Here is a 12249-nt window from a genome sequence, read left to right as displayed (position 1 = left end):
ACGCAGGCGAGCGCCCGGGTTGGCTCATACCGTGTGCGGTTGGCTCATAACGTGTGCGTTCGCACAGGGCGTTGTTGAGCCCGGGGGCGGGCGTGTGCTTAGGGTGCTCCGATGTCCCCTGACGCCACACCCGTACCCACCGTCACACGCGCACCGAAGCGACAGCCGCAGCCTCTGCTGCCCGCAGTGCCCGCAGTGCCCGCAGTGCCCGCGGCGAGACGGCCCGGTGAGCGCGTCGTCCTGCTCGACAACGCCAAGTACCTGGCGATCGTGCTGGTGGCGGTCGGCCACGCCTGGGAGCCCCTGCGGGAGGGCAGCCGGGCCGTCACCGCCCTGTACATGCTCGTCTACGCCTTCCACATGCCGCTGTTCGTCATGCTGTGCGGCTACTTCTCGCGCGGCTGGGAGGCGAGCCCCGCACGCGTCCGGCGCCTGGTCGGCCGGGTCGCCGTGCCGTACCTCGTCTTCGAGGTGGCGTACACCCTGTTCGTCCGGTGGGCCGGGGACGACCCCGACCGTCCCCTCAGTCTGCTGGACCCGCTGTACCTGACCTGGTTCCTCGCGGCCCTGTTCCTGTGGCGGCTGACCAGCCCGCTCTGGCGGCTCATGCGGTGGCCGTTGCCGTTCGCACTCGCCATCGCGATGCTCGCCACCCTCACACCGTCCATCGGTGACGACCTCGCCCTCCAGCGCGTCCTGCAGTTCCTGCCGTACTTCGTCCTGGGCCTGCTGCTGAGGCCGGAGCACCTCCGGCTGGTCCGCCGCCGTGCGGTGCGGGCCCTCGCCGTGCCGGTCTGGGCCTGCGCCCTGACGGTGGCGTACTGGGCGGTCCCGCGCATGGACTACGCCTGGTTCTTCCGCAGCGAGAGCGCCGAGGCACTCGCCGCGCCCGCCTGGTACGGGCCGGTGATGACGCTGGCCGGTTTCGGCTGCTCGACCGTCCTGGTCGCCGGTTTCCTCGCCTGGGTGCCCGGTCGCCGGACGTGGTTCACCGCGCTGGGCGCCGGGACCCTGTACGGCTTCCTGTTCCACGGGTTCGTCGCCCAGGGCGCCAAGTACCTGGGCTGGTACGACCCGGACTGGATCCGGCGGCCCCTGGGCGAGATCACCGTCACGCTGGTCGCCGCAGCGGTGATGACCGCACTGTGCACCCCCGTCGTACAGCGGGTCTTCGGCCGGCTGGGCCGCCGGTGGCGAGCGCACCCGACGGCGGCCGACGAGGACGACATGCCGAGCCGTCGTCAGTCCTTCGTCCGCGCGTAGTCGCTGATGACGTACAGGGCCTCGTCATCGATCGCGTCCTCCTCCCAGTCCAGCGAGATCCGGACCGGGTGCCCGTCGGCCGCGTACCGGGCCTGCGCCTCGTCGGCGCCGTCCCGTCGCGCCCGGTCCAGCTCGGCGAGGAGTTCCCCGAGGGTGGGCACGGCGTCGGGTACGCGCTCGGCCACGCTCCGGCCGCTGTCGTCGAGACCCACGGCATCGACCACGGCGCCGTCGCGGACCGTGATCCGGAAGGTGCCGAGCAGGCTCCGCTCCCCGCGGCTCGACAGGAGCGTGTAGGTGTAGGAGCCGGGCTCCTGCCAGGGGACGTGGCTTTGGGCCGCCGCCCCCCGCGCCGCGTCCCCTCCCGCGGAACCGGAGGCCGCCGGCGTCCCGGTGCCGCAGGCGGCGGCCGCGCAGATCAGCCCTCCGACCAGAGCGGCACGAGCCCCGGCACGGGCGGCGGTGGGTACGACGATCACGGCGACCATCCCTTCGACGACGACTACCGCTATGACGCCGCCCGCCCGGTGAACGTTCGACCCGCCCGCAGGCCGCCGACTGTCCGGCCCCGCGCACCCGTCGGGTGACGCTCCGTGAATTGGCCCCGTGCTTCTCGTGCCCTTCATCAGCGCTGTACGGGCGCTAACCGCCGCTTCGCAACAGTGGCAACACCGCCCCACCGGGGAGGAATCAAGAAGGGAACACAGACATGGGCAGTGTCTCGGTGCCGCAGCGCAGAGCGTTTCTCGTCGGCGGTCTGGCCGCCTCCGCGGCCGTCATCACCGGCTGTTCGGCCAAGTCGGAGGCCGGCACGCCGGTGGCGAAGGTGGCCGCGGGGTCGGCGCCCACCCCCTCGCCCGCCGCCGCGGGTGCGCGGCCCGACTCGCCCCGCACCGCGTTCGACCGGCTGATGGAGGGCAACACCCGCTGGGTGGACGGGAAGCCGCAGCACCCCGACCAGACCCCGGAGCGGCGTACGTTCGTCGCCGAGGAGCAGAAGCCGTACTCCGCGATCCTCTCGTGCATCGACTCCCGGGTGCCGCCGGAGCTCGTCTTCGACACCGGCATAGGTGACCTGTTCGTGATGCGTACCGGCGGTCACGTGGTCGCCCCGGTGGTCACCGGCTCGGTCGAGTACGGGCCCCTGACCGCGGGGACCTCGCTGATAGTCGTCCTCGGGCACCAGCGGTGCGGCGCCGTCAAGGCGGCGTACAAGGCGCTGAAGGACAATCAGCCGCTGCCCGGCAACCTGCAGTCGATCGTCGAGGCCCTGCGCCCGGCCTACCAGGAGGTGTCCAAGCAGAAGCACGCCGACCCGGTGGACGCCATGATCCGGGCCCACACCCGGCAGACCGCCGCGGACCTGCGCAGGAGCAGCAACCTCTCCCCGCTGCTGAGGAAGCGCGAGGTGGCGGTCGTCAGCGCCTACTACTCACTGGACACGGGCCGTGTGGAGGTCCTCGGTGGGGCCCCCGCCGCCTGACGCAGCCGCACACCGGACGCACCTGACGCCTGCGCTCCCGATGAACCCGGCGCGCCTGAGAGGCGGCCGGTCATCGGTCTGCGGCGGCTCCACCGCCGCCCGAACCGCACCGCCCGAACCGCCCCCGCGGCCGAGCCGATTGCGGCCACCCCGCGGCATCACGGGCGCGGGCACCGCCCGGGTACCCGGGACCGCTCCGGCGACCACAGCGGCGTCGGCCCCGCGGCGAGGAGTCCGGTGCGAGCCCGGGGAGACGCTCCCCGCGGCCCGCGCACCGCGGTCAGTACACGTCCCTGACGTACCGCTTGGCCGCCGCCAGCTGTTTCACGTACGCCGACGCCTCGGCCTCCTCCAGCCCGCCGTGCGCGACCGCGATGTCCCGCAGCGCCCGGTCCACGTCCTTGGCCATGCGGGAGGCGTCACCGCACACGTAGAAGTGGGCGCCGTCCTGGAGCCAGCGCCACAGCTCCGGGCCGTGCTCACGCATCCGGTCCTGGACGTACACCTTGTTGCGCTGGTCGCGCGAGAACGCGGTGTCGAGCCGGGTGAGGGTGCCCTCGTCGAGCAGACCGGTCAGCTCCTCCTCGTAGTAGAAGTCGCTGGCCCGGTGCTGCTCGCCGAAGAACAGCCAGTTCGGCGCGCGGTGGCCGAGTGCGCGCCGCTCCTCAAGGAAGCCCACGAAGGGTGCGACACCCGTGCCCGGACCCACCATCACCATCGGCGTCGAGGCGTCGGCGGGCGGCCTGAAGTGCGGGGAGCGCTGCACGAAGACCGGCACCTCGGTGCCGGGTCCGGCGTCGGCGAGGAAGGGGGAGCAGACCCCGCCGCGGGGCCGGCCGCGCAGGTTCTCGTACCGCACCACGGAGACGGTCAGCGAGACGCTGTGCGGGTCGACGAGCGGGCTGGACGATATGGAGTACAGGCGCGGCTGAAGCTTCTTCAGCACTCCGGCCCACTCCTCGGCGCCCGCCCGCACGGGGTGCTCGGCGATGACGTCCACCGCCTGCCGGCCCCAGCTCCACTGGGCCAGGCCGTCCTTGTTGTCGGGCCGCAGCAGCCGACGCAACTCGCGGTCGTCCCGCACCCGTTCGGCGACGAAGCGCAGCAGGTCGGGGGTGATCCTGGTGATGTCGAGGTGCCGGTGCAGGGCTTCGGCGAAGGCGACGACGCCGGCACCGTCCAGCTCCACCGCGGTCGAACCGTCCACGCCGGTGACCGCCAGCCACTCCTCCACCAGCGCCGGGGAGTTGACCGGTCGCACGCCGAGCGCGTCGCCCGCCTCGTACGTCAGTGACGTCCCGCTCGTGTCGAACGTGAACCGCCGCACCTCCTTGCTCGCGCCCGGCAGGCTCAGCAGCCGGTTGCCGACGAGACGGGCGGTGGCCGGGGCGGGCTTGGCCCTGGGCCTGTCCACGGCGGCGGGGGCGGCCGCGGAGCCCAACGCCGTGAGGACCTGGTCGAGCCACACCCCCGCCGACGGCTCGTAATCCGGCTCGCAGTCCGTACGCGGAGCCAGGCGCACCGCGCCCAGCTCGTCCAGCCGTGCGTCGAGCCGGCGCCCGTGCCCGCAGAAGTCGTCGTACGACGAGTCACCGAAGGCGAGCACGGCGTACCGCACCCCGTCCAGACGGGGAGCCCGCTCGTCGGACAGCATGTCCCAGAACCCGGAGCCGTTGTCGGGCGCGTCGCCGTCCCCGAACGTGCTGGTGATCAGGAGCAGGTCGGCCGTGCGGGCGAGGGCGCCGACGTCGGCCTGGTCCATGCCGACCAGGCTGGCCCGGTGGCCGGCCGCGCCCAGCCGCTCGGCGGCGGCGGTGGCGAACTCCTCGGCGTTGCCGGTCTGCGAGGCCCACAGCACGACCACCTCGCGCCCGTCCTGCCGTGGCGCGGCGGGCTCGGCCGCCGCCCGCGAGTACATGCCGGCGAGCACGCCGTTGACCCAGGTCGCGTGCTCGGGACTGAAGGGAGCGTCCGGCGGCAGGACGGGGACGCCGGGCGCGCCGGAGTCGATGCCGGCGAGGAAGCCGGTCAGGTACAGGCGTTCCAGGGAGGTCAGGACGGGCGGCGGCGAGGGGGGCAGCCCGAACGGGTCGGCACCGGGGGTGACGGCCGTCGGGACCACCACCCCGGCGGGCTGCGCCGGTACCGGGGACGCGGGCGGTGTCGGCTCGTGGACCTTCGCCAGCGACACCGCGCACACCTTGAACTCGGGCTGGAAGGAGATCGGATCCACCGCGTCGCCGGTCACCGCGTTGACGCTCAGATACTCACCGAACAAGTCGTTCCAGTGGAACGGCGCGAAACAGCACCCCGGCCGCACCCGGTCCGTCACCACCGCGGGCAGCACCGCACGACCCCGCCGCGAGGCGACCTCCACGCGGTCCCCGTCGGCGATCCCCAGCGCCTGCGCGTCCCGCGGATGCACCTCGACGAACGGCCCCGGATTCAGCTTGTTGAGCTTGGCGACCCGCCCGGTCTTGGTCAGCGTGTGCCACTGGTGCTGCACCCGCCCGGTGTTCAGGACGAAGGGGTAGTCGTCGTCCGGCAGTTCGGCGGGCGGCATGTGCGGGCGCGCGTGGAACACCCCGCGCCCGCTCGGCGTCGGGAACCGCAACCCGCCGTCCGCGTCCACGTACCGGATCGGATTGCGCGCGGGCCCGTCCAGCTCGGCGGCCGGCCACTGCACGGGCGTCTCCCGCAGCCGCTCGTAGGTCACCCCGCGCAGGTCCCAGCCGGTCGCGGGGTTCCAGGCCCGCCGTATCTCCTCGAAGACGTCCTCGGCGCTGTCGTACGAGAACCCCTTCTCGTACCCCATCGCGCACGCGACGGCCGCGATGATCCGCCAGTCGGCCATCGCCTCGCCCGGCGGGTCGGCCACCGCCCGGGTCAGCGTGAGGTCGCGCTCGCTGTTGACGAAGACGCCCTCGCCCTCGGTCCACATCGCGCCGGGCAGCACGACGTCGGCGTAGGCGTTGGTCTCGGTCTCGCCGAAGACGTCCTGGGTGACGACGAACTCGGCGGCCTCCAGTCCCTCGATGACGGTACGGCGGTTGGCGACCGAGGCGACCGGGTTGGTGCAGATGATCCAGCAGGCCTTGATCTCCCCGTCGGCCATCCTGCGGAACATCTCGATCGTGCCCTTGCCGACGCCGTCGGCGCGCAGGGTGCCCGGCGGCAGCTCCCACAGCTCCTCGACGAACGCCCGCTCGGCGGGCACGGCGACGGACCGCTGCCCCGGCAGCCCCGGCCCCATGTAGCCCATCTCGCGCCCGCCCATGGCGTTGGGCTGCCCGGTGAGCGAGAAGGGCCCGGAGCCCGGGCGGCAGATCGCGCCGGTGGCCAGATGCAGGTTGACCAGGGCGTTCGTGTTCCAGGTGCCGTGCGTGGACTGGTTCAGGCCCATCGTCCAGCAGCTCATCCACTCACCCGCCTCGCCGATCAGCCGCGCGGCCGTGCGCAGGTCCTCCTCGGCGATCCCGGTGATCTCCGCGACGGCGGCCGGCGCGTAGTCGGCGAGGAAGGCGGGCATCCCCTCCCAGCCCTCGGTGTGCGCGGCGATGAAGTCGGGGTCGGTGTGGCCGTTGTCGACGAGCAACCGCAGCAGGCCGTTGAGCAGGGCGAGGTCGGTACCCGGCTCGACCTGCAGGAACAGGTCGGCCTTGGCGGCGGTCGCGGTGCGCCGCGGGTCGACGACGATCAGCTTGGCGCCCGCCTTGACCCGCTCCATCATCCGCAGGAAGAGGATCGGGTGGCAGTCGGCCATGTTCGAGCCGATGACGAGGAAGACGTCCGCCCTGTCGAAGTCCTCGTACGACCCGGGCGGCCCGTCGGCGCCGAGCGACAGCTTGTAACCCATGCCGGCGCTCGCCATGCACAGCCGCGAGTTCGACTCGATCTGGTTCGTCCCCACGAACCCCTTGGCCAGCTTGTTCGCCAGGTACTGGGCCTCCAGGCTCATCTGCCCCGAGACGTAGAAGGCGACCGCGTCCGGGCCGTGCTGGTCGATGATCGCGCGCAGCCGCCGCGCGGTCTCGGCGATCGCGTCGGCCGTGGGGGAGGGCACCGGCTCCTCGCCCCGGTCGTCCCTGACGAGCGCGGTCGTCAGCCGACCGGGCGCGGCGAGCATCTCGGCCGTGGTCGCGCCCTTCGTGCACAGCCGGCCCGCGTTCGCCGGGTGGGCCTTGTCCCCGGACGCCTTCAGGACCGTACGCCGCCCGTCCGGTCCCGTCCCGACGTCCAGCAGGACTCCGCAGCCCACCCCGCAGTACGTGCAGACCGTCCGGACCTGGGTCGTGGAGGTGGTCGAGGTCACGCGCTGCCCTTCTCCGGCGGTAGGGGTGGTGTCTGGAGCGTACGAATTGCCCGTTACGTCGATGTCACATCCCTTGATCATGAGGAGTTACGTCGGCCACACAGCCGCCGGGGGCGCCCTGTGAGGGGGTGGACGGCTCAGGTGCGGCGGTCGCGCACCGTGTCGCTGTTGGGCCGAACGGGTGACTTGAGTTAAGAATTGGCCGGTGCAGGTAATGAAGGCGAGTCAGGTCGGGGGGAGCCGGTGAACAGCCACGACGTCACCGATGAACAGTGGGAGGGGCTCGCCCAGGTCGTTCCTTTGCGGGGCCGGGACGCCTGGCCGTCCGCAGTGGACCATCGGGTGCCCCCGGAGGCGGTGACGGAGCCACGGCGCCGGTTCGTCGTCCTGCGGGTCAACGTCTTCGCGGACGCCCGTGAGGTCGCCGAGACGCTGATGGCCGGGATCCCGGTGCTGCTGGACCTGACCGGGGCGGAGACCGAGGTCGCCAAGCGGGTCCTGGACTTCAGCACCGGTGTCGTCTTCGGCCTGGCGAGCGGGATGCACCGGGTCGACCGGAACGTGTTCCTGCTGACGCCGCCCGGCACCGAGGTGAGCGGGCTGATGGAGGGCGCCGGCGTCCCGGGCGCGTGAGCGGTCCGGCCGGCGCGGTACCTCGATCGTAGGAAGGGTGCGAGGCCGGAACGGTTCGCCTGAGGGGCCGGGTCCTACGGTCCGGACATGGCCGTGTCGTCTGAGTCTGGTGCCCCCCTCTCGCCGCTTCCGGAGACCCCTGGGGAGCCCGGGGCGCCTTCACGGGCCCTTGGGGTGCCCGGGGCGCCTTCACGGGCCCTAGGGGTGGCCGGGGCGCCTTCACGGGCCCTAGGGGTGGCCGGGGCGCCTTCGGGAGAACCTGGGGATGCCGGGGGGCCTGTGGAGGGGTTCGGGGTTGGCGGGGCGCCTTCGGGGGCTGCTGGGGTGCCTGGCGCTCCTTCGGGAGGATCTGGGGAGCCTGGGGCACCTTCGGAACGGGGGGAGCCTGGGGCGCCTTCGGGAGGATCTGCGGAGCCCGGGGCGCCTTCGGAACGAGCTGGGGAGCCTGGGGAGCCTTCGGAACGAGCTGGGGAGCCTGGGGAGCCTTCGGGAGGGCCTGGGGTTCTAGAGGTGTCCGTGTCCGCGGAAGTGTCCGGGGTCCGTGGGGTGTCCTCGGGTGCCTCTGGCGACCCTGGGGTGTCCGCGGGTGCCCGCGGAGGTGCGGGTGCCCGCGGAGGGTCAGGGACGTCTGCGGGTGCCCCAGGGGGGTCCGGGGCGTCCTCGGGTGCCCCTGGAGGGTCAGGGATGTCTGCGGGTGCCCCTGGAGGGTCCGGGGCGTCCTCGGGTGCTCCAGGAAGGTCCAAGGCGTCCGCCGGAGCCCCTCGGTCCTCCGATGTGCCGGGGCGTGGTCCCCGGGTGCCCGGGCCGGCTTCTCAGGATCCCGAGTCGTCGGCGGCCCGTCCGGCGGGCGGGTGGGCGCGGGCGGACCGGCCGTGCGTCACCGAGCTGCGGCTGTCCGCGTTCGCCGGGCATCGGCGGGCGGTGTTCGGGCTCGGGCCGCTCACCCTCCTCGCCGGACCGAGCGGCAGCGGGAAGACGACGGCCCTGCGGGCGTACGAGGCGCTGGCCCGGCTCGGTGGCGGTGCCGATGTCGCCGAGGTCTTCCCTGATCCGGTCGCCTGCGTGCCCGAGCGGGCCCGGCCCGACGCCCAGCGGCGCCGGGGCTTTCGCATCGGCTGCACGGCCGACGGACCCGAGGGGCCGGTCCGGCTCGACGTGGCCGTGCAGGCCGAGCCCGACCTGCGCATCGTCGGGGAGCGGTTGAGCGCGGGCGGCCTGGTGCTGCTGGAGACGGCCCTGCGCGATCCGAGTCGGCCGTATGTGCAGGCCGCCTGGCACACGGCCGGCCAGTCGCCGGTGACGCGGGCACCACTGCCCGACGACCGTCTCGGCACCGCCCTGCTGCCGCTGCGGGTGGCGGGCAAGACCGACGGGCAGCGCCGGGTGCTGGCCGCCGCGGAGCAGATGGTGGTGGCGCTGCGTTCGGTGTTCTCCTGCGATCCGCGGCCCGACCGGATGCGGGCGCCCGTGCCGGTCGGCTCCGGTCGGCTGCTCGGAGGCTGCGACAACCTCGCCGAGGTGCTGTGGCGGACGCGCGCCGAGTGCGGACGACGGCACGCGCACGTCGTGGCCGCGGTACGGGCGGGGTGTGCCGGTGCGGTGGCCGACGTGGCCGCGGAGGTCCTGGGGGACGGGACGGTGCGGGCGGTGCTCGACCGGGGTGACGGCATCCGGACGGGGCTCGCGCGCCTGGGCGACGGCGAGCTGCGGTTCCTCGCGCTGTCCCTGGTGCTGCTGACCGGTCCCGGAGTGCTGGAGGTCGACCCGGCCGGTGAGGTGCCGGCGGCCATGCAGGCGCTCACCGTGCTCGCCGACGGGTTCGACCGGGGGCTGGACCCGGGGCAGCGCCGTGAGTTGCTGCGGCTGGCGGCGCGGATGTGCGGGCAGGGGCACATCCGGGTGGTCGGGGCGGTGAGCGACGCGACGGGGGCGGCGGATGAGGACGGCGTGACGGTGGTACACCTGGGGCCGTGACCGAACCCCTTGATGTGGCCGGGCTGCAGCGCAGGCTGGCCGAGTTCGCCGCCGCCCGCGACTGGCAGCCGTACCACACGCCGAAGAACCTCGTGGCGGCGCTCAGCGTGGAGGCGTCCGAACTCGTCGAGATCTTCCAGTGGTTGACGCCCGAGGAGTCGGCGCGGGTCATGGAGGACACCGGGACCGCGGAGCGGGTCAGGGACGAGGTCGCCGACGTGCTGGCCTACCTGTTGCAGCTGTGCGAGGTGCTCGGGATCGATCCGCTGGCGGCGCTGGACGCGAAGATCGACCGGAACGAGCGCAGGTTCCCGGCCCCGTAGAGGGGATGCGCACCCGAAGGAAGTGAAGAGTCCGTTTTCACTCTCCGTGTCCGTTCAGCGGGTCGTAGCCGAAAAGTTGTCCGCAGATTTCCGTCTTCCTCTGGCTTTTCGTCTCAAGGCCCTTCACTCTGGGTAGTGGACAAGGGAGTTCGGGCGGACGCGTGGGCAGCGCGTCGGACAGACGGGGACAGCGGATGGACGCGGTGCGGCTCATCGTGACGAGCAGGCGTGCGCTGGCCGGTAGTGGAGGCGCGCCGGAGGCCATGACCGAGGTGTGGCAGGCGCAGGCCCTGGCACAGGCGATAGGGAGCAGGCTCGCCGTCTTCGGCCCGCCCGAACTGCGCGGCGAGGCACTGGGACTGACGGAACTGGCAGGGCGGGGCTGCGGTGTCCTGGACGCCCCGGAGCTGGCGGAGAGCGACTTACGCGCCGCCCAGCTGACCGAGCTGGGTGATGCCCGGCAGGCACTCATGCACCTGGGCAGCCTCCTGGGGGAGGTGGGGATCGCCCTCGTCGGCATGGCCAGCGCCGCGGACGACGAGACCACGTACTGGCAGTGCATGGAGGCGATCGACGCGGCCGACGAGTCCCGGGACCGCGTGCTGGAGATGCTGCGAAGACTGGCCGACCGGGATCAGGTGCTGGCGCAGCGGGAGGCGGGGTAGGCGGGGCCGCGGCGGAGCGGCGGCGCGACCCCGCCGTGCCCGGTGCCCGGTGCCTCCGGGGAAGGCGGGCAGTGCGCCCACCGGCGCCGAACCCGCGACAGCACACCCACTTCCCGCCCGGCCCTCGCGTCCGGCAACGCCCCGGCCCAGGCCCGCGGCGGCCCGCGGTCGGGCTCAGCCGGCGTCCCCGTCCTTCCGGTTGCCGGGACCGGCGCTCCCGGCCGACTGCAGGTCCGCGTCCAGGGCCGACAGGTCCGCGTTCAGCGCCGCCATCAGCTCCTCCATCTGCTGCAGCAGCCCCTTCTGCTGCCCGGCGCCGCCGGTCTGCTGTGACGCGATTTCCTCGGACATGACGGCCTCCTCGGCCTCCGGCCCTCCGACTGGAGCGGGCCGACACGAATGACGCCCGGGCGGTCACCGTCCGGCGCGGGTGCCGGGCGGTCCGGCTCCGACCGAGCCAACGATCACCGTCGGGGGCGGTCACTGGCACGGGCCAGGGGCGGGTGCGGCGTTGACGGAATTCACCCGACCGGGGACGCCGGGGACCGGTGGGACCGGTGAGGTCGACCGGTACCCCGGCGTGCAGGATGGAGGTATGGATCTTCGCATCTTCACCGAGCCCCAGCAGGGGGCCACCTACGACACCTTGCTCACCGTGGCGAAGGCCACCGAGGACCTGGGCTTCGACGCGTTCTTCCGGTCCGACCACTATCTCAAGATGGGCTCCGTGGACGGCCTGCCCGGCCCCACCGACGCCTGGATCACGCTGGCCGGACTCGCGCGTGAGACCCGGCGCATCCGCCTCGGCACCCTGATGACCGCCGGCACCTTCCGGCTGCCCGGCGTGCTCGCCATCCAGGTCGCGCAGGTCGACCAGATGTCCGGTGGCCGAGTCGAACTCGGCCTGGGTGCGGGCTGGTTCGAGGAGGAGCACAAGGCGTACGGCATCCCGTTCCCGAAGGAGAAGTTCGCGCGGTTGGAGGAGCAGCTCGCCATCGTCACCGGGCTGTGGGCGACCGAGGCCGGGGACACCTTCGACTTCCACGGCACCTACTACGACCTCACCGACTCGCCCGCCCTGCCCAAGCCCGCCCAGGACCGGATCCCGGTGCTGATCGGCGGACACGGAGCCACCCGCACCCCGCGGCTGGCCGGCAGGTACGCCGACGAGTTCAACATGCCGTTCGCCTCGATCGAGGACAGCGAGCGGCAGTTCGGGCGGGTGCGGGCCGCGGCCGAGGAAGCCGGCCGCAAGGGCGACGACCTCGTCTACTCCAACGCCCTCGTCGTGTGCGTGGGCAAGGACGACCAGGAGGTCGCCCGCCGCGCCGCCGCCATCGGACGCCAGGTCGACGAGCTGAAGCTCAACGGGCTCGCCGGCTCCCCCGAGGAGGTCGTCGACAAGATCGGGCGGTATCAGGAGATCGGGTCGCGGCGCATCTACCTGCAGGTCCTGGACCTCGATGACCTCGACCACCTGGAGCTCATCTCGTCCCAGGTCCAGTCCCAGCTGTCGTAAGGACCGCGGGCCTTGGGCCGGTACGAGTGACCGGAGCGATGTCCGGCGGATCGGGCGCGTGCGGCGCGATCCGCCGG

At 73.0% G+C, this 12249-nt stretch carries 10 protein-coding genes; 7 read left to right on the top strand and 3 right to left on the bottom strand.

The genetic code is table 11. The annotated features are described in order from the left end of the window. Positions 1-111 precede the first annotated feature (111 nt). Positions 112-1263, top strand: a complete 1152-nt coding sequence (locus tag ACFYNL_RS33740; protein ID WP_388810334.1) for an acyltransferase family protein — start codon at positions 112-114, stop codon at positions 1261-1263. On the opposite strand, the gene ACFYNL_RS33735 is transcribed toward ACFYNL_RS33740, so the two are convergent. Further along, positions 1242-1751, bottom strand: a complete 510-nt coding sequence (locus ACFYNL_RS33735) for a DUF6174 domain-containing protein (protein ID WP_388810331.1) — start codon at positions 1749-1751, stop codon at positions 1242-1244. The two genes, ACFYNL_RS33740 and ACFYNL_RS33735, sit on opposite strands and share 22 nt — an antisense overlap. Before the next feature lie 221 nt (positions 1752-1972). Here ACFYNL_RS33735 and ACFYNL_RS33730 point away from each other — a divergent pair, with 221 nt between their 5' ends. After that, positions 1973-2746 carry a carbonic anhydrase gene (locus ACFYNL_RS33730; protein ID WP_388810329.1) on the top strand — a complete coding sequence of 258 codons (774 nt, stop codon included), beginning with the start codon at positions 1973-1975 and terminating at the stop codon, positions 2744-2746. A 280-nt stretch (positions 2747-3026) separates the two neighbouring features. On the opposite strand, the gene ACFYNL_RS33725 is transcribed toward ACFYNL_RS33730, so the two are convergent. After that, a complete protein-coding gene (locus ACFYNL_RS33725) occupies positions 3027-7058 on the bottom strand; it encodes a molybdopterin-dependent oxidoreductase (RefSeq protein ID WP_388810326.1) in 4032 nt (1343 codons plus the stop codon). A 243-nt stretch (positions 7059-7301) separates the two neighbouring features. Here ACFYNL_RS33725 and ACFYNL_RS33720 point away from each other — a divergent pair, with 243 nt between their 5' ends. From ACFYNL_RS33720 to ACFYNL_RS33705, 4 genes are all read left to right on the top strand, one after another. Next, on the top strand, positions 7302-7691 hold the full coding sequence (locus ACFYNL_RS33720; RefSeq protein WP_019756151.1) for a cell division protein SepF: 390 nt from the start codon (positions 7302-7304) through the stop codon (positions 7689-7691). Between the two features lie 684 nt (positions 7692-8375). Continuing rightward, positions 8376-9665, top strand: coding sequence for an AAA family ATPase (locus ACFYNL_RS33715; RefSeq protein WP_388810324.1), 1290 nt, complete (start codon positions 8376-8378; stop codon positions 9663-9665). Beyond that, complete coding sequence (locus tag ACFYNL_RS33710) at positions 9662-9988, top strand: nucleotide pyrophosphohydrolase (RefSeq protein WP_388810321.1); 327 nt, start codon at positions 9662-9664, stop codon at positions 9986-9988. Before ACFYNL_RS33715 ends, ACFYNL_RS33710 begins: the two co-directional genes overlap by 4 nt. Positions 9989-10182: 194 nt before the next feature. After that, positions 10183-10653, top strand: a complete 471-nt coding sequence (locus ACFYNL_RS33705; protein ID WP_019756147.1) for a DUF6099 family protein — start codon at positions 10183-10185, stop codon at positions 10651-10653. A 174-nt stretch (positions 10654-10827) separates the two neighbouring features. Here the strand turns inward: ACFYNL_RS33705 and ACFYNL_RS33700 are convergent, their stop codons facing one another. Continuing rightward, complete coding sequence (locus ACFYNL_RS33700; protein ID WP_388810319.1) at positions 10828-11004, bottom strand: hypothetical protein; 177 nt, start codon at positions 11002-11004, stop codon at positions 10828-10830. Between the two features lie 244 nt (positions 11005-11248). Between ACFYNL_RS33700 and ACFYNL_RS33695 the strand changes: the two genes are divergently transcribed. Then, positions 11249-12172 carry an LLM class F420-dependent oxidoreductase gene (locus ACFYNL_RS33695; RefSeq protein ID WP_388810317.1) on the top strand — a complete coding sequence of 308 codons (924 nt, stop codon included), beginning with the start codon at positions 11249-11251 and terminating at the stop codon, positions 12170-12172. The last annotated feature ends 77 nt before the right edge of the window (positions 12173-12249 follow it).

The organism is Streptomyces sp. NPDC007808 (genome assembly GCF_042868655.1).
GTDB lineage: Bacteria > Actinomycetota > Actinomycetes > Streptomycetales > Streptomycetaceae > Streptomyces.
The sequence above is the reverse complement of the archived record's forward strand: the minus strand, read 5'-3'. Positions and strand labels throughout refer to the sequence as shown.

What these genes read in the sequence shown, in the direction of transcription:
- ACFYNL_RS33695 (WP_388810317.1), top strand. Translation starts at nt 11,249, where the DNA reads ATGGATCTTCGCATCTTCACCGAGCCCCAGCAGGGGGCCACCTACGAC.
- ACFYNL_RS33735 (WP_388810331.1), bottom strand. Translation starts at nt 1,751, where the DNA reads ATGGTCGCCGTGATCGTCGTACCCACCGCCGCCCGTGCCGGGGCTCGT.
- ACFYNL_RS33705 (WP_019756147.1), top strand. Translation starts at nt 10,183, where the DNA reads ATGGACGCGGTGCGGCTCATCGTGACGAGCAGGCGTGCGCTGGCCGGT.
- ACFYNL_RS33700 (WP_388810319.1), bottom strand. Translation starts at nt 11,004, where the DNA reads ATGTCCGAGGAAATCGCGTCACAGCAGACCGGCGGCGCCGGGCAGCAG.
- ACFYNL_RS33740 (WP_388810334.1), top strand. Translation starts at nt 112, where the DNA reads ATGTCCCCTGACGCCACACCCGTACCCACCGTCACACGCGCACCGAAG.
- ACFYNL_RS33730 (WP_388810329.1), top strand. Translation starts at nt 1,973, where the DNA reads ATGGGCAGTGTCTCGGTGCCGCAGCGCAGAGCGTTTCTCGTCGGCGGT.
- ACFYNL_RS33715 (WP_388810324.1), top strand. Translation starts at nt 8,376, where the DNA reads ATGTCTGCGGGTGCCCCTGGAGGGTCCGGGGCGTCCTCGGGTGCTCCA.